13 protein-coding genes are annotated in these 17,454 nt (G+C 67.2%); 12 read left to right on the top strand and 1 reads right to left on the bottom strand.

What is annotated here, in order from left to right; translation table 11 throughout:
- The first annotated feature begins 65 nt into the window (after positions 1-65).
- On the top strand, positions 66-824 hold the full coding sequence (cnbZ, locus tag KHU32_RS13595; protein WP_213670618.1) for a 2-amino-5-chloromuconate deaminase CnbZ: 759 nt from the start codon (positions 66-68) through the stop codon (positions 822-824).
- A gap of 80 nt (positions 825-904) precedes the next feature.
- Positions 905-1,876 carry a Bug family tripartite tricarboxylate transporter substrate binding protein gene (locus KHU32_RS13590; RefSeq protein WP_213670617.1) on the top strand — a complete coding sequence of 324 codons (972 nt, stop codon included), beginning with the start codon at positions 905-907 and terminating at the stop codon, positions 1,874-1,876.
- A gap of 127 nt (positions 1,877-2,003) precedes the next feature.
- On the opposite strand, the gene KHU32_RS13585 is transcribed toward KHU32_RS13590, so the two are convergent.
- A complete protein-coding gene (locus tag KHU32_RS13585; RefSeq protein WP_213670616.1) occupies positions 2,004-3,695 on the bottom strand; it encodes a thiamine pyrophosphate-binding protein in 1,692 nt (563 codons plus the stop codon).
- A gap of 65 nt (positions 3,696-3,760) precedes the next feature.
- Here KHU32_RS13585 and KHU32_RS13580 point away from each other — a divergent pair, with 65 nt between their 5' ends.
- From KHU32_RS13580 to KHU32_RS13535, 10 genes are all read left to right on the top strand, one after another.
- On the top strand, positions 3,761-4,837 hold the full coding sequence (locus tag KHU32_RS13580) for a lysylphosphatidylglycerol synthase domain-containing protein (RefSeq protein ID WP_213670615.1): 1,077 nt from the start codon (positions 3,761-3,763) through the stop codon (positions 4,835-4,837).
- Complete coding sequence (locus KHU32_RS13575) at positions 4,834-5,982, top strand: radical SAM protein (RefSeq protein WP_213670614.1); 1,149 nt, start codon at positions 4,834-4,836, stop codon at positions 5,980-5,982. The genes KHU32_RS13580 and KHU32_RS13575 overlap by 4 nt, the downstream gene beginning before the upstream one ends.
- 310 nt (positions 5,983-6,292) lie before the next feature.
- Positions 6,293-7,921, top strand: a complete 1,629-nt coding sequence (locus KHU32_RS13570; protein WP_213670613.1) for an RNA-directed DNA polymerase — start codon at positions 6,293-6,295, stop codon at positions 7,919-7,921.
- Complete coding sequence (locus tag KHU32_RS13565) at positions 7,911-8,663, top strand: hypothetical protein (protein WP_213670612.1); 753 nt, start codon at positions 7,911-7,913, stop codon at positions 8,661-8,663. The genes KHU32_RS13570 and KHU32_RS13565 overlap by 11 nt, the downstream gene beginning before the upstream one ends.
- 251 nt (positions 8,664-8,914) lie before the next feature.
- Positions 8,915-9,499 carry a transposase gene (locus KHU32_RS13560; protein WP_213670611.1) on the top strand — a complete coding sequence of 195 codons (585 nt, stop codon included), beginning with the start codon at positions 8,915-8,917 and terminating at the stop codon, positions 9,497-9,499.
- Positions 9,500-9,668: 169 nt separating this feature from the next.
- On the top strand, positions 9,669-11,102 hold the full coding sequence (gene hpnJ / locus KHU32_RS13555; protein ID WP_213670610.1) for a hopanoid biosynthesis associated radical SAM protein HpnJ: 1,434 nt from the start codon (positions 9,669-9,671) through the stop codon (positions 11,100-11,102).
- A gap of 145 nt (positions 11,103-11,247) precedes the next feature.
- The gene (locus KHU32_RS13550; protein ID WP_213670609.1) at positions 11,248-12,222 is read left to right on the top strand and encodes a Bug family tripartite tricarboxylate transporter substrate binding protein; all 975 of its coding nucleotides are present in this window, start codon (positions 11,248-11,250) and stop codon (positions 12,220-12,222) included.
- Positions 12,223-12,237: 15 nt separating this feature from the next.
- Entirely contained in the window at positions 12,238-12,993 is a 756-nt protein-coding gene (locus KHU32_RS13545) for a class II aldolase/adducin family protein (RefSeq protein ID WP_213670608.1), read from the top strand.
- Positions 12,994-13,027: 34 nt separating this feature from the next.
- Positions 13,028-16,555: a bifunctional proline dehydrogenase/L-glutamate gamma-semialdehyde dehydrogenase PutA gene (gene putA, locus KHU32_RS13540; RefSeq protein WP_213670607.1), complete on the top strand. Its 3,528-nt coding sequence runs from the start codon at positions 13,028-13,030 to the stop codon at positions 16,553-16,555.
- Between the two features lie 77 nt (positions 16,556-16,632).
- Positions 16,633-17,430, top strand: a complete 798-nt coding sequence (locus KHU32_RS13535; RefSeq protein WP_213670606.1) for a GntR family transcriptional regulator — start codon at positions 16,633-16,635, stop codon at positions 17,428-17,430.
- Positions 17,431-17,454: the final 24 nt, after the last annotated feature.

Genomic DNA, 17,454 nt, shown 5'->3' with positions numbered 1-17,454 from the left:
TAAGGATTGTCAATTCATGGAGGGCGGGTTAGCGCCGGATAGTTAATCCGGAGATTCACTACCGCATGTCCTCGACCCGCATCGCCGCCGATCGCGGCTTCCGCTACGTTCCCGGCGTCTACCAATATTCCGCGGGGGTGGCGGCTGAGCCCGGCTTCCGCATCGAGCGCGTGCGCTTTGCCGATCCCGTGCCGATGGTCGCCGGCTTCGGGCGCATCGCGGATTTCCTGGCCGCGGCCGGCCTGCCGAAGACGGCCTTTTGCGCCTGCGAGATGCGGTCACCCGCGCCCTTCACGGAGCAGGGGTTTTCCGACTTCAACAAGATCTACGGCGCCGTGCTCGCCGACTGGGGCATCTTCCTGGACGGCGACAATCCGGTGGCGCGCAGCAATGTCTGCCCCGACATCGCGCCGCCCCCGGAGCCGAGCTTCCATGCCTTCAGCTTCGTGGTGCCCGACGCCGATGCGGCGCCGAGCTTCGTCGTCTCCGGTGGCGGCGAGGTCCCGGAAGGCAAGGGGAACTACCGCGACCACGCCATCGCGCTGGGCGACGTCTCGCCTGCGGGCCTGCTGAAGAAGGGGCGGTACGTCCTCGACGAGATGGAGCGGCGCATGGCGGCCCTGGGCTTCGGCTGGAGCGATACGACGGCCGTGCAGCTCTACACCGTGCACGACCCTCATCCCTTTCTCGGCAGCGAGATCGTCGCGCGCGGTGCTGCCCGGCACGGGCTGACCTGGCAGTTCTGCCGCCCGCCGGTGCAGGACCTCGAATTCGAGATGGACTGCCGCGCCGTGCCGACCGAGCGAGTGCTGCCCAAGGGCTGAGCCGCGCCACCGCGTCTGGCTGGCTTGAACAAACCAAGGGCTCGGCGCGCATCGCCCTGTCCCGTCAAGAAGGACTGAGCATGAACCCCCTTCGTCTCACGCGCCGAGCCACGGCCCTGGCTCTTGGCGCGCCTTTCGTGGCGCGCGCCCAGTCACGCTGGTCGCCGACGCAGCCGATCCGCGTGATCATCCCCTTTACGGCGGGCGGCGCGATGGATCCGGTGGTCCGGCTGGCCCAGAACTTCCTGCAGCAGGATCTCGGGCAGCCCGTCGTCATCGACTACAAGCCGGGTGGCGCCACGGTGGTCGGCACGCAGGAGGTCACGCGTGCGGCGCCGGACGGCCATACCATGATCATGGTGGCCAACAGCTTCTCGGCCAACGTGACGCTGCGGCCGAGCATGCCGTATAATTCCATCCGCGACTTCGCCCCGATCTGTATGTGCGCGGTGGTGCCGCACGTGCTCGTCGTGCATCCCTCGGTGGCACGCGACTTCGCCGGCTTTCTCGAAGCGGGGCGGCGGCCGGGGCCTGGTCTCGCCTTCGGCTCCAACGGCATCGGCACCTCGATCCATCTGGGCGCCGAGCAGTTCCGGGGATTGGCGGGTCTCAACGCCACCCACGTGCCCTATAGCGGCACCGCCCAGGCCGTCACCGATCTGATCGGCGGCCGGTTGCAATTCGCGTTCGTCAACCTGCCGGACGTGATCCAGCCCAGGCAGACCGGCCAGCTTCGCGCCCTCGCCATTTCCGCCGGTGCCCGCGCGCCGGAATTGCCGGAGGTGCCGACCATGGCGGAGTCCGGCTTCCCGCTCGTCCTGTCCGACAGCTGGTTCGGCCTGCTCACGCGCGCCGATGTCCCGCCGGCCGCGCGCGAGCGGCTGGAGGGGGCCTGGGTCGCCGCACTCAACCGGCCCGAGGTGAAGGGGCGCCTGCAGGAAACTGGTTTCACGGTGCTCGCCCGTCCCGGGCAGGAGTTCGGGACCGAGATCAGGCGTTATGCCGACACCTATGCCCAGGTGATCCGAGCCAACAATATCCGCGTGGAGTAGGACCGGCCTGCCGGCGTGCGAGAAGGCCTGGAGACACGGCCGGAAACGCGGTGCCGGAAGCCGTCGCTTCCGGCACATTCAAGGCGCGGGTCACTTCGAGTTGGTGGGCCTCATCACCAAGGCAGCCTCATCGACGGGCGCGCTCGGCGTGCTTGCCCATGGTGTTGTAGGGCGCGTAGGGCGGGAAATCGCCGATCGCGACCATGTCCACCTCCACCAGCGTCGGCCCGTCCACCGCCAGCGCCTTCGCGACGGTCGGGCCGAAATCCTCGGCGCGGCTCACCTTGAAGTGCGGCAGGCCGGCCACCGTGGCGAGCTGCGCGAAGTCCGGGCCGCGCAGGTCGTCGCCGAAGCGGCGGCCGTCGACCACCGCATCCTGGATGTGGCGGATGACGCCGTAGCCCTTGTCGTTCATCACGATGGTGCAGAGGCGCGCGCGCTCCTGCACGGCGGTCCAGAGCTCGGTCATGTTCATGGCGAAGCCGCCATCGCCCACCATGGCCACGGTGTGGCGGTTGCTCTCGCCCTCGGCCGCGCCCATCGCCGCGCCGATGCCCAGCGGCAGGCCCGGCCCGATGGCCGCGCCCACGGGATGCACGGCGTCATGCGGGCCGTAGACCTCGAAGACGCGGTTGCCCCAGGTGGAGTTGCTGATGGTGATGTCCCGCACCCAGAGCGCGTCGCGCGGCATGGCGGCGCGGATCTGCTCGGGGAAGGTCGCGTAGGGGCCGAGGGTGGAGAGATACTCCTCCCGCGCCAGGCGCTTCGTCTCGGCGAAGTCCCGGGCGAAGCCGGGATCGACCTGCATCTTGCCCTTCAGGCGCTTCGCCAGGCCCTCGGCCACCAGCTGGGCGTCGCCCTGCAGGAAATAGGCGTTGGGATAGGTGCGGCCATCCGCCGCCGCATCCACGTCCACATGGATGAGGTTGCGCGGCAGCTTCAGCGAGAAATCCATCGTCTCGTGCCCGCGCAGGCGCGAGCCGAGCACCACCATCGCATCCACGCCCTCGTAGAAGGAGAGGATGCGCGGCGCGCCGTTGCCCTGCAGGGCGCCGAAGGTCATCGCATGGTCCTCCGGCACGATGCCGCGCCCGTTCCAGGAGGAGACCGCGCCGAAGCCGAGCTCCAGCAGGGAAAGCGCGCCGGCCCGCGCGTTGCGGGCGCCGTTGCCGAGCCAGATCATCGGGCGCTTGGCCTTGGCGAGGATCGCCGCCACCTCGTCCAGCGCCGCCTCGGAGGGGGGCAGGGGCGGCGGCACCGGCAGCACCAGGCTGTCGAGCGCGGCGGGGCGCGGGATCACCACGCGCTGCAGGTCGATGGGGATTTCCACCGAGACGGGGCCGCGCGGCGGCGTCAGCGCCTCGGCCGCGGCGCGGACCAGCACGCCCAGCGCCTCGGAGGCCGCGCGCACCCGATAGGCCGCCTTGCCCGAGGCCGCGAGGATCGCCGTCTGCCCCGGCACGTCGTGCACGGTGCCGAGGTCACGGTCGATGAACTTGGTCGCCGTCTGGCCGGTGATGTGCAGCACCGGGGAGGCCGCGAAGCGCGCCTCGACCAGGCCGCCGATGCTGTTGGCCATGCCGGGGCCGGTGCTGGTGAAGAGCACGCCGAGGCTGTTGGTCACGCGGGCATAGGCATCGGCCATATGGGCGCCGCCCATCTCGCCGCGGCACATGACGTAGCGGATCGCATTGCGGCGGCCGATGGCGTCGAGCATGGGCACGTTATGCACCGAGACGATGCCGAAGGCGGTCGTGACGCCGATGCGCGACAGGAACTCGGCGACCATGTCGCCCACGGTGTAGTTGTTCTCGGACATGCGTCCCTCCTTGTTGGGACGCATCGTGGCGTCGGCCACGGCGGAGCGCCACCCCTCGGCGCGCGATGTGTTATGGAGGCGCCCATGATTCGACAGGCGAGGCGGTACTGAGCGGCGAGGGGCAGGCGACGGCGCGCTGGTGGCGACGCGGCCTCTGGAACGGCGCCATCATGGCCGTGCTGGCGGTGGGCGCGCTGATCGCCCTCAACCACCAGGAATTGCCCGGCCTCGGCCGCATCCTGGCCGAGATGCCCTCGGCCGTGGCGGTCTCGGCCGCCGTCCACCTGCCGCAGATCGTCATGACGGGCTTCGCCTGGGGCGTGCTGCTGCCGCCCGAGCTCCGGCCGCGACTGCGCTCGATGGCGGCACTGCGCTGGTACCGCGAGTCGGCCCATGCCCTGCTGCCGGCCGGCGCGCTGCTGGGCCAGGCCGCGGCCGCCCGGCTGCTGACCCGCCAGGGCGTCCCGGGCCGGCTCGCCGGCGCGACGGCGACGGTGGACATCACCATGGAGACGGTCTCCCAGCTCCTCTTCACCCTGGCCGGGATCGCGCTGCTGCTGGCCCATGCCGGCGATGGCGGGCTGGTGGGCTTCGCCATGGGCGGGCTCGGCTTCGCGACGCTGGGGGCGGGGGCGCTGATCGTCTTCTCCCGCCGCCTGCCGCTCGGCCTCATCGAGCGCGGCCTGGCCCGCCTGGCCCGGCGCTGGCCCTCCATCCGGCCCGAGGCGGCGCGCGAGGTCCAGGAGGCCATCCTTTCCCTGCACACCGCCTGGCCCCGCCTCCTGGCGGCGATCAGCTGGCACACCATCTCCTGGGTGCTGGGGGCGGTGGAGATCGCCCTGGTGCTCAACCTGCTCGGCCATCCCGTCTCACTGGCCGATGCCGTGGTGATCGAGGCGCTGGCCCAGGCGCTGCGGAACCTCGGCATTCTCCTGCCCGGCGCGCTTGCCGTTCAGGAGGGCGCGATCATCGCCGCCGCCGCCCTGGTCGGCGTGCCGCCGGGCGCGGCCCTCGCCGCGGCCCTGGTGCGCCGGAGCCGGGAAGTTGCCTTCAGCCTGCCGGGGCTGTTCGCTTGGCAGCGGGCGGAGGTTGGGAGTATGCCGGTGCACGCGACCGCCCCGGCGGTGAAGGAGAGTCTATGACTGCGACTGCCATCGCGCCCGCGACCACCCCCGTCCGGGCCGTGAACAAGACCGGCTTCATGGATCTGGTGCGACTGGTCCCCAGTGGGGGGCCTGCGATCTGCAACGTCTCCGTCACCAACATGTGCAACGCGACCTGCGATTTCTGCAATTTCGCGCACAACAAGGGCTTCGTGACCCACCGCGGCTGGCTGGATGCCGCGCGGTTCGAGGAATCCATGACCATCATGAAGGAGAAGGCGAACGTCCGCTTCGTCACCTTTATGGGCGGCGAGCCCCTGCTGCACCCCAAGATCATCCAGATGGTCACCCAGGCGACCGAGATGGGTATCCAGCCCACGCTGGTCACCAACGGCTGGAACCTGCCCCAGAAGCTGGAGGCCCTGGCCAATACCGGCCTCAGCACGCTCTTCATCTCGATCGACAGCGACGACGAGGGGCTGCACGAGAAGAACCGCGGCCTGAAGGGCGTCTGCGACCGCATCCGCAAGAGCACCAAGCGCCTGAAGGAGCTCAACATCACCCCCATCGCCTCGGTGGCGATGACGCGGCTGATCCGCGACTACAAGGCGCTCGGCCACTTCCTGCGGGAGCTGGGCTTCGAGGCCGTCACCTTCTCCTATCCGCGCAAGGCGGCGCTGGGCTCCTCCTCGCTGGTCTATTCCGAGGACAGCGACCTCGTGGACATGTCCAAGGAGGAGCTGATCGCGGCCTTCGACGGCGCGCAGTCCGTCCGCGACATCATCCCCGTCCATAACCCGCGCGAGGGCATCGCCGACATGCGCCGCCGCCTGACGGGCGAGGGCGAGCGCTTCATCTGCCACGCCGGCTACAAGTACTTTTATCTGGATTGGAACTACGACCTCTGGCGCTGCGAGGACTGGAAGGCGCCCATCTCCAAGGTCTGGGATTTCTCGCCCGACAAGATGATGCGCGAGGTCTGCCAGTCCTGCACGACCGACTGCTACCGCGACGCTAGCATCATGCTGCACTTTTCCGTCTCGCTAGGCGACAGCTTCGCGAGATTGCGCGAGGGGAAGGTCGGCGCGGCGCTGAAGAGCCTGGCCGACCGGCGGAACCTGGGATCGATCGCGGCCATCATGGGGCATGGGAAGCGGCTTAAGGGGTTGGTGAGCGCGAGTTAGAAGCGGTTGTAACTCCGCTTTGCGCCCATTGCCGCCGTTCAGTGCCGGCGGAGGAGATTGCGAAAGCCGACGTTCGTTCACAACGGACGAATCTAGGGCGTAGCAGTCGAAATTGGGGACATCGCCTGCCTAACCGCACTTCGCGACGCTTTAACAGAAGCGGGCGCCTACATTGCGAGCCAAGTGGCCGACAAGCCACTGGGCGCCTCGCGCTGCCCACCACTAGACACGCAACATTGAAAGCTACAAACACAGGCGAGACGGAGGGCTGCAATCCTCGCCATTCATAGTACGTAAGAAAAGGTCCGGAATGGTCAAGATTGAGAAAGATCATTTTTTTCGGGCAGCGCTTGAGATCGGTCATAGCGGCGAAAACGACACGTTGCCTTATGACTTGGACGCGGCCTTCATCAAGGACAAGGCCTCCGATCTCGCGGCGATTTGCTTGGCCTTGTTTCAGGGTGTTGAGACCGGCACGCTAGGAAAACCAGCAAACTTCATGAATGGACTAGCGATCGTGGCGGAACGCCTGCTCGTTCCGTCCGGGCCGCATGGCTTCCGCATCACCACCAAGATACATCCCTTCTGGAACCTCTATCTGAATGGCTTGGGCCTGGCGATCGCGGAGGAGAACGAAGGGCAACGGAGCGCCCGCGCGCACTCCTACCGGCTAGCACCGCAGGGGCCGGGCTTCTTCGACCGAACCAAGTCGTGGCGCGCCTATAAGCTCGCGACGTTGAACGAGCGTGATCTGGAAGAAGAACGCGCTGTTGTTATACAGACTGATGTCGCGAGCTTCTACGAGCACATCTACCACCATCGGCTTGAGAATGTTGTGAAAGACCTCTCGCCGGGGTCAACCCTAGCGATGCAGATCGATCGCATTCTGAGCAAGCTCGCGGCAGGCCGTTCTTTTGGTCTCCCGGTCGGCGGTCAATGCGCGCGCATTTTGGCCGAAGTGATGATGACGCCGATCGATCGGTCGCTAACCGACGCCGGGGTCATCTGGCACCGCTATGTCGACGACTACACCTTGATCTGCCGCTCGCAGCAGGACGCCTACAAGGCGCTCTCCGAATTATCGCATGCGTTGGCCGATTATGGCCTTTCGCTCAATCGCAGCAAGACGACCATCCTTAGCGCCAAACATTATAGAGATTTCGTTTCAGCGCAGTTGGGAGAGGGTGAGGATTCGAGTCTCGCGTTGCGAGAACTCGACCTGCATTTTGATCCATACTCGGACAATGCGAGTGCCGAATATGAAAAATTGAAACATTCTTTCGAGAAGATCGACATCTCGTTTCTGCTCGATCTTGAGCGGGAGAAGTCGCAGCCCGATGCCTTCGTGCTTGCGCAGATCGGTCGTGCACTCAAGTTTCAGGAGCCAGCTGTCGCGGTTCAGCTGTGCGCCACGCTCCTCGACCCGAAAAATCTGGACTCGTTCCGTGCCTCCTGGTCGAAAATCATGCGCGGAGTATATGCCGTCCGGTCGAACGACCAGTTCACATCGATCTTCGCCGAGATCGACGCTTTGCTCGACCGGATCCCGGCCGCTGGCGGTCACCTGCTCGTGCCCGAAGCCAATATGCTGCATTTCCTGCGCGCGCTTCGCTTCACTAGGACTGATCTTCGCGGCGCTTTCGTCCGTCAGACCTACGCTGCAACGGCATCCGCCTCGGTCCGGCGCGCCTGCATTGACTGCTGGAGGTATTGGGCCGATCGGTCGAACTTCACCCGTTTGCGCAACCAATGGCAGAATCTTGGTGCCGGCGAACAGCGGGCGCTATGGCTGGCGGCAGGCGCGTTCGGCGACGAAGGCTTAAAGACAAGGGACCAACTGCGCGGTTCGCTCGCGAAGGCTTGGCAATTGGGGATCGAGACCGGCGCACCGGGCAGCTTTGCGGCCTGCTACGAAGACTGGGTCAAGCATGCGATTTAGCCGATTGTCGGTCCGAGACCCGAGGACCGTCGCGCGTGACATCCCCGGCGTTCTCGACATTCTCTTCCCGCGACTGACTGGCGGCCTCGTCAACGCCCTCAACGCGAAGATGTTCTCCTTCTCCGGTATCAGCCCCATCCCGAGCGAGATTATCGAGAGAAGTCGGTTGCAGAAGGCGATGATGTTCGAACTGTCCATGGCGCGCGCCGAGAGTGAGTTGCGGGGCGGGGCGGTGGCGTCGTGGGATGAATGCCTAGCGGTCGCATCGAAGCGCCAGCGTCGCCATTTCGATGCGCGCATCCCGGAAAAACTCGAGCCAAGTGATATACTCGTTGCCGATCATGCCGCTCGCAATCTGGTGGCGATGCTGAACAGCGTCGGGGCTCAGCGACCATCTGCAATTCTGGAACATGCGCCCCTCATTCCCGGCCTCGGCTGGGTGGCATCCGGCAATGGGGACTTCGCGATTGGCTCGACGTTAATCGAGGTCAAGCACGCCGAGCACAACTTTGGCGCGGGCGACTTCCGTCAGGTGCTGATGTATTGGCTGCTGCGCTATGCGCGAACCGTTGAGAGTAACAGCGAGATTTGGTCGGACGTGCTATTGCTGAACCCGCGTCGCAACGCAGGACTTCTGGTAGATTTTGATCATCTTCTCCGGTCGGCATCGGCATCGTCGAACCGCGTCGAGTTGGTCGAGCTGCTGCGGTCTGCGGTTGGGCAGGAGTTTGATCGGCGCTGAATATCAGGTCTGTGCTGGAGCCGAACTTGCTCGACGTGTTACAGATTTGAACGCTAACTTATCCAAATCGTCAGCATCGGCAGGAGAGGGCCGGCGGTTCGAGTTTCCGCTTCGGCGAGTTCCGGGGTCAGAAGCCGCCAGACCGCTACCGGCCATTTCAAGTTACTTTGTCGTCGCAATGTGGAGGGTGGAAGGCGTCCTATCAGAGGAAATTTTCTTGCGTTTATTTGGACATTATTCCTATATAAGTGATGCTCGCTTCCCTCCGCATCCCCCTCACCCCTCTCTCAGATGCCGAGTGGCAGGCCGTCCTACCCCACCTCCCGAACACCACCACCCGCGGCCGCCCCTGCGACCTTCGGGCTCACTTCAACGCCATCTTCCGCCTCGCCGCCACCGACGGCCCCTGGCGTGAACTCCCCAGGCATTACGGCAATCACGACACCATCGCCCGCCATTTCCGCCGTCTCACCCATGCCGGCCTCTGGGAACGTCTTCTCATCGCGCTCTCCAGCGCGCCCGCGGATCACCCCCTCCGCCGCCTGGAAGGCCTGATCTGCCGCGCCGCCCGCCGTGCCATCCGCATCCGGGGCCTGCGCCTCATCACCCTTATCCGCCGCCTCAACCTGAAGCGCGCCCTGCCGGCCCCGCCCTGGTTGGTTGCCGACCCCATTTTGTCCGAAAAGCTCTTTGCCCTGCCGTTTCCGGCGCTCCTGCCGGTCACTCGGCGAAGGAAGGCGCGCGGAATCGCCTGGCTCCGCGCCCTGCGGCGCTGCCTCGGCACTGTCGCCGGGCGCCGATGGATCCCGCGGGCCCTCAAGGCGTCCTGGCCATGAGCCCCGGGCATCCTTGCCACGACGTGGGGAATTCGTCGTTCGGTCACACGGCCGCTTGCTTTCGCTGGTCAAACCCGGCATCCGTTCCATATGGGGCAGGGGGGTCCGAGGACTCCTCCGCCTGGGCGATTCCAGGGCCCGACTGCCAGTTCGAAAGGTCGCTTCCGCGATGATGCGTACGCTCTTCCTCCAGGCCCCCTCCTTCGACGGCTTCGATGGTGGCGCCGGTTCCCGCTACCAGGCGCGGCGCGAGATCAAGAGCTTCTGGTTCCCCACCTGGCTCGCCCAGCCGGCCGCGCTGATCCCGACCTCCAAGCTGGTCGACGCGCCGCCGCACAACCAGACCCTGGCCGACGTCGCCCCCATGGCGCGCGACTTCGACATGGCGGTGCTGCACACCTCCACCCCCTCCTTCGCCTCGGACATCAAGGTCGCCGAGCGCCTGAAGGCCGAGAACCCGAACCTCAAGATCGGTCTCATCGGCGCCAAGGTCGCCGTCCAGGCCAATGAGAGCCTGCGCGACGCGCCGGTGGTGGACTGGGTCGCCCGCAACGAGTTCGACTTCACGGTGAAGGACGTGGCCGAGGGGCGGGACCTCTCCTCCATCAAGGGCCTGTCCTACCGCAATTCCGAGGGCGTGATCGTCCATAACGGCGATCGCCCGATCCTCGAGAACATGGACGATCTGCCCTTCGTCTCCGAGGTCTACAAGCGCGACCTCGAATACAAGAAGTACTTCATCGGCTACCTGAAGCACCCCTATGTGAGCTTCTACACGGGCCGCGGCTGCAAGAGCCGCTGCACCTTCTGCCTCTGGCCGCAGACGGTGGGCGGGCATCGCTACCGCACGCGCTCGGTCGGTCACGTGATCGAGGAGATCAAGTACGTCCTGGCGAACTTCCCGGGGCTGAAGGAAATCTTCTTCGACGACGACACCTTCACCGACGACCTGCCGCGCGCCGAGGCCATCGCTAAGGAGCTCGGCAAGCTGGGCGTCACCTGGTCCTGCAACGCCAAGGCCAATGTGCCGCGCGACTCCCTGAAGGTGATGGCCGAGAACGGCCTGCGGCTGCTGCTGGTGGGCTATGAGTCCGGCAACCAGCAGATCCTGCACAACATCAAGAAGGGCATGCGCGTGGATACGGCCCGGCAGTTCACGAAGGACTGCCACGAGCTCGGCATCAAGATCCACGGCACCTTCATCATGGGCCTGCCCGGCGAGACGCAGGAGACCATCCAGGAGACGATCCGCTTCGCGATCGAGACCAACCCGCACACCATCCAGGTGAGCCTGGCGGCGCCCTATCCCGGCACCTTCCTCTACGACCAGGCGGCGAAGGAAGGCTGGCTCGACGTCGCGAACACCGACTACGTGGATGCCCACGGCGTGCAGATCGCCCCGCTGGCCTACCCGCACCTGACGCACACCGAGATCTTCGACAACGTCGAGACCTTCTACAAGAAGTTCTACTTCCGCGCCCCGAAGATTGCCTCGATCTGCGGCGAGATGGTGCGGGACCGCCAGATGCTGGTCCGCCGCCTGCGCGAGGGCGTGGAATTCTTCCGCTTCCTGCGCGAGCGCAACGGCGCCAAGGCGGCCTGACCCGCAACTCCAAGCATCCCGCGGGGAATCAACTTCCCCGCGGCGTGTCTTGTCTCATTCCCCGCGGCAGATCAGTATAGCTTCACGAGTCGGAGCTAAGTCGGCCGCGAGGAGACGTCTCTCCGCCCCTTCACGAGAGATGAGAATGATCCGCACCACGCGCCGCGCGCTTCTCGCCACCCCGATGGCGACCTCCGCGCTGACTGCCCCCGCTCTGGCCCAGGCCGCCTGGCCGTCCCGCCCCATCCGCTGCATCGTCCCGCTGCCGCCCGGCGGCGGCACCGACGCCACGGCGCGCGTCGTCACGCGCCGCCTGTCGGACGCACTCGGCGTGCCCGTGGTGGTCGAGAACCGGCCGGGGGCCGGCGGCACCGTGGGTTCGGAGGCGGTCGCCCGCTCCGCGCCGGACGGCTACACGATCGGCCTCGCCACCTCGAGCAGCCATCCCGTGGCGCCCATCTTCCGCCGGGACCTGCCCTACGATCCCGTGACCTCCTTCACGCCCATCACCCTGATCGGCAACACGCCCTATGTGCTGATCGGCGGGCCCGCCGCGCAGGCTGCGGATTTCCCCGCGCTGGTCGCGCGGATCAAGGCGAACCCGGGGCAGGTCGTCTACGCCTCGCCCGGCTCCACGACGCTCGGCTACCTGCTGACCCGCCAGCTGGAGCTGATTCTGGGCCTGGAGATGCGGCACGTGCCCTATCGCGGCTCCGCCCAGGTCTATCCGGACCTGCTGAACGGCACGGTGGCGCTGCTCTTCGACAACCCGCCGGGCTCCGCCGCCATGATCCGCGACGGCAAGTTCACCGCCTTCGCGCTGAGCCGCCCCTCGGCGATGCTGCCGCAGGTGCCGCTCTTCTCCAGCCTGGGCGTGCCGGACCTCGACGCTGCCTTCTGGTACGGGCTGATGGGCCCGGCCGGGCTGCCGGCCGAGATCGCGTCGCGCATCCAGCAGGCGCTGGCCACGGCCTTCCTCTCCGGCCCCAACAAGAGCGAGCTCGAGAGGCTGGACGTGACCCCGGCCATGCCGACGCCGGCGGAATTCGCCCGCATCGTCACCGAGGATGCACGGAAGTGGCGCGCCCTCGCCGATCGGCTCAATATCCAGCCCGAGTAAGAGGAAACGACCCCCATGGACGGCAATCAGGCCCCCCTCTATCGCGTCAACGAGCTGACGCCCGATCCGAACGTGCCCTTCGATCCGAAGGTCACGGGCTCCTATGTGAAGTACGCCCATTGGCTGGCGGCGCGCGGCCTCGTGAACTCCAGCGTCGGCGGCATGGTCGTGCGCGTGCCGCATCCGGACTATCCGGATGGCGTCTGCTACGCCAAGCCGCAGGGTGTGAGCCTGGAGGAGGTGGAGGCCGAGGATCTGGTCATCACCGACATCCCCTATGGCCGCATCCTGGCGGGCGAGAAGGCGACGACCGTCGGCCACCAGATGAACCGCGAGATGCTGCGCCTGCGCCCGGACATCAATGCGGTGATCCATCTGCACCACGACGAAACCATCGCCTTCCTCGCCTCGGGCTACGAGGAGATCAGGAGCTTCAGCCTCACCTACGGCTTCCTGATGCAGAAACCGGCCTTCTACCTGCCGGCCAGCATCAACGTCGAGGAGGATGTGGCGCCGATCAAGACCTTCATCCAGGACACCAACTGCGTCATCATGCGGCGCCACGGCTTCACCGTGCTGGGCCGCACGCTGTCCGAGGCCTATCACCGCACCTGTGTGCTGGTCTCCGAGGTGAAGCGCAACATCATCGTGGAGACGCTGACCTCGCGGAACGGCAAGACGGCGGAATACATCACCGACGAGGAGCTTTCCCACATGTGGAAGGCGGGCGATTCCGTGATGTACCCGGACGTGGTGAAGCGGAAGGGCTAGCCCCAGGCCACCAAGGTAGGCGACGCTGCGCGACATGGACCTGAGAGCCACGCGCGCCGCGATCGCCGAAGGCGACCGCCTCCCCGAACCGATTTGCGTGCCGCCCCTCGTCGAGGCGGCACGTCTTCCTTCCGAGCTGGACGCGCCGGTTCGCGAGTTGACCATGCGGCTGGTCCGCCAGCTTCGCGGCGAAAGATCCCGTGCCTCCGGCGTCGATGCGCTGATGCGGGAATTCTCGCTCTCCAGCCAGGAGGGCGTGGCGCTGATGTGCCTGGCCGAGGCGCTGCTTCGCATCCCCGACACCGAGAATCGCGACCGCCTGATCCGCGACAAGCTGGCCGGCGCCGACTGGCGCGCGCATCTCGGCGCCAGCCCCTCGCTCTTCGTCAATGCCGCCAGCTGGGGGCTCCTCGTCACCGGGCGCCTCGTCGCGACCAACAGCGAACGCGGATTGAGCGCCTCCCTCTCGCGCCTCGTCGCGCGCGGGGGCGAGCCGCTGATCCGGGCCGGGCTCGACCTCGCCATGCGGCTGCTGGGGCGGCAATTCGTCCTGGGCCGGAACATCGCCGAGGCGCTCGACCATGCGCGGCCGATGGAGGCGAAGGGCTTCCGCTATTCCTTCGACATGCTGGGCGAGGCGGCCATGACGGCCCGCGATGCCGAGCGCTACACGGCGCAGTATCGGGCGGCGATCGAGGCCATCGGCGCGGCCGGCCGTGGGCGAGGCGTTTATGCCGGCCCCGGCATCTCGGTGAAGCTCTCCGCACTGCATCCCCGCTATTCCTACACGCAGCCCGGCCGGCTGAGGGAGGAGCTCCTGCCGCGCCTGCGCGGTCTGGCCCTGGCCGCGGCGCGCCACGACATCGGCTTCAACATCGATGCCGAGGAGGCCGATCGGCTGGAGCCATCGCTCGACCTGTTGGAGGCCCTGGCCACCGATCCGGAGCTCGCCGGATGGCAGGGCCTCGGCTTCGTCGTGCAGGCCTATCAGAAACGCGCGCCGGCGGTGATACGCCACGTGATCGCCCTGGCGCGCCAGTACCGCCGGCGGATCATGATCCGCCTGGTGAAGGGCGCCTATTGGGACAGCGAGATCAAGCGCGCACAGGTAGACGGCCTCGCCGGCTTCCCGGTCTTCACGCGCAAGGCCTACACCGACGTCTCCTACATCGCCTGCGCCAAGCTCCTGCTGGAGGCGCGGGCGGACGTCTTTCCGCAATTCGCCACGCACAATGCGCAGACGCTGAGCGCGATCTTCCATCTGGCGGACGGTGATTTCCGCGAGGGCGATTGGGAATTCCAATGCCTGCACGGCATGGGGGAGGGGCTCTACGGCCAGGTGGTGGGGGCCGACCGGCTCGACCGGCCCTGCCGCATCTATGCGCCCGTCGGCAGTCACGAGACGCTGCTGGCCTATCTCGTCCGCCGGCTTCTGGAGAACGGTGCCAATTCCTCCTTCGTGCATCGCCTGGTGGATGACGGCGTGCCCATCGACGCTCTCGCCGAGGATCCGGTGCCTGAGGCCGAAGGGCTCGGCGGCGCGCCGCATCCGAGGGTCGCGCTGCCGGCGGATATCTTCGGCGATCGGCGCAATTCCACCGGGAGCGACCTGTCTTCGCCGCCTGTCCTGAAGGCCATGCAGGTGGCCATCGAGGCCAGCCGGGTCATCGGCTTCACTGCGGGCGACAAAGCCTGGCCGGGAAGGCCAGTTCTCAACCCCGCCGACCGCCGCGACCAGGTCGGGCTGGTGCATGAGGCACCGCCCGAGGCCGTTCCGCAGACGCTGGCCAGGGCGGAAGCAATCGCGCCGGACTGGGCGGCCCGACCAGCCGACGCCCGTGCGGATATCCTCGAGCGGGCGGCCGATCTCTTCGAGGCGCGGCGCGATACCTTCGTGCCGCTCGCCATTCGCGAGGCCGGCAAGACCATGGCCAATGCCATAGGCGAGTTGCGCGAGGCGGTGGATTTCCTGCGCTATTACGCGGCACAGGCGCGTGCGTTGCCCGGTACGCCGCTGGGGCCCGTGGTCTGCATCAGCCCCTGGAACTTCCCGCTGGCCATCTTCACGGGGCAGGTCGCGGCGGCGCTGGCGGCCGGCAACACGGTCATCGCCAAGCCCGCCGAGCAGACACCGCTGATCGCCGCCGAGGCGGTGCGGCTGCTGCACGAAGCCGGTATCCCGCCGGACGTCCTGCAACTCCTGCCCGGGGACGGCGCGAGCATCGGCGGCGGCCTCGTGGCGGATCCGCGTTGTCAGGGCGTGGTCTTTACCGGTTCGACCGAGGTAGCGCGGCTGCTGCAGCGAAGCCTTTCCACGCGCGGCGACGTGCCGCTGATCGCGGAAACGGGCGGACAGAACGCCATGATCGTGGACAGCTCCGCGCTGGCCGAGCAGGTGGTAGCGGATGTGCTGGCCTCGGCCTTCGATTCCGCGGGCCAGCGCTGCTCGGCGCTGCGTGTGCTCTGTCTCCAGGAGGAGGTTGCTCCCCATATCCTGGAGATGCTGGAAGGCGCGATGAGGGAGCTCGTCATCGGGGACCCCTCGCGCATCGAGACGGATCTGGGCCCGGTGATCGATGTCGAGGCGGAGGCCAATCTGCGCGGCCATCTGGCACGGCATCCCGCGCGGCTGACGCTGCCGCTGTCCGCCGACGCGGCGCAGGGTAGCTTCGTGCCGCCCAGCCTGATCGAGATCGGCTCCGTCGCCGAGCTGGGACGCGAAGTATTCGGCCCCGTCCTGCACGTGCTGCGCTTCGATCGGGAGAGGCTGGGCGAGCTGGTCCAGGCGCTCAACGCGACCGGCTATGGCCTGACGCTCGGCGTGCATTCCCGCATCGATGAGACGATCGATTTCGTCGTCGAGCGCGCGCATGTCGGCAATGCCTATGTGAACCGCAACATCATCGGCGCGGTGGTCGGCGCGCAGCCCTTCGGCGGCGAGGGGCTGTCGGGGACCGGGCCCAAGGCGGGCGGCCCGCTCTATCTGCGACGGCTGATGCGTGCCGGACCCGTGCCGTGCCTCGAAGGCGTGCGGGACGAGGGCGTCCTGGAGGCCTTCGACCGGCTTGCCGCCCTGCCGGAAGCGGCGCCTTTGGCGGAACTGCTGGCCGAGCTGCGTTCGGCCTCGCCGCTTCCGGCCAACCTCACGCTGCCAGGACCGGTGGGAGAGACGAACACGCTCCGCTTTGCCGGACGGGGGAAGGTGTTGGTTCTGGCAGGGGATTTGTCTGGTCTCCTGACCGGTGTCGCCGCCGCCTGGGCTTCCGGCAATACCGCCCTCGCGCCCTCTGGCTCATTGGCGGAAGCGCTGAATGCGCTGTTGCCGGACGGGCTGCGCATCGGTGTCGTCGAGGATTGGCGCCTGGCGGATTGCGCGGCCGTGCTGGCGCTCACGGACGGGCAGGCCGAGGAGGCCAGGAAGACCTTTGCCTTTCGGGAGGGGGCGCTCATTCCCGTAATTGACCGAGTGGAGCCCGCAGCGCTTCTGCGCCTCGTCGCCGAGCGGACGCTGTCGGTGAACGAGGCCGCCGCCGGCGGCAATGCAGCCCTCATGACGATCTGAGGGGGAGGCGCGCCTTTTCCGTCGATTTGTCTGGTCGGGACGTGCCATGAGCCGCGAATGTTCTTCGGGGAATGGTGATGGACGGCGGACGGCACATGGCGGCAAGCGGGGGTTCCGTGGCGGCGTCGAAGTTCGGCCGGCTGCCGGCCGGGCGGACGCCGCTTTATCAGGCGCTCGCCGATCAGGTTCAGAAGGTCGTGGGCAAGCTGCGGCTGGTTCCGGGCACGCAGCTTCCGACGGAAGAGCAGCTCGCGAACCACTTCGGCGTGAGCATGATCACCGTTCGCGGTGCGCTGCGGGAATTGCAGCAGCGCGGCCTGATCGAGCGCCGGCAGGGGCGGGGGACCTTCGTGGCCGCACCCCGCGCGCCGACGCCGGAATGGGGCCTGGGCAGCATCGACGAGATCCAGATCGCGAACCGCCTCGCCGAGGTGCGGCTGCTCGACAGCGGCCGCCGCCCGGTTCCGGACTGGGCGGCCGAGGTGTTGGGCCTAACGTCCGGTGAGCCCGGGCAGCACCTCCGCATCGCACGGGTGCGCGAGGGAACGCCGCTGATGATAACCGACGTCTTCTACCCCCCGGCGATCGGGGAGGTCGTCGCCAAGCAATCGCCCGAGAGCTGGCTTCCGCGCTATCCGCTGCTGGTGGAAGCCGCGGAGCGCGCGAGCGGTGAGCGCATGACCGAGCTCGACCAGACCATGACCGCGACGCGCGCGACGGCGGAGGTCTCCCGCATCCTGGGCGTCCGCGCCGGTGATCCGCTGCTGGTGATCACGCGCATCAACCGCGGTGCGTCGGGCAGGGTGTTGCAAGTCGCGCGGACGACCTATCGCACCGATGTCGCGACCTACACGATGCACATGAAGCGAAGCTGACCGCTTCGCGTCGCGGCGCGCCTG

The sequence above is a fragment of the Roseococcus pinisoli genome, from assembly GCF_018413645.1.
GTDB classification, from domain to species: Bacteria; Pseudomonadota; Alphaproteobacteria; order Acetobacterales; family Acetobacteraceae; genus Roseococcus; species Roseococcus pinisoli.
This window is presented reverse-complemented; position numbering and strand designations above follow the sequence as displayed.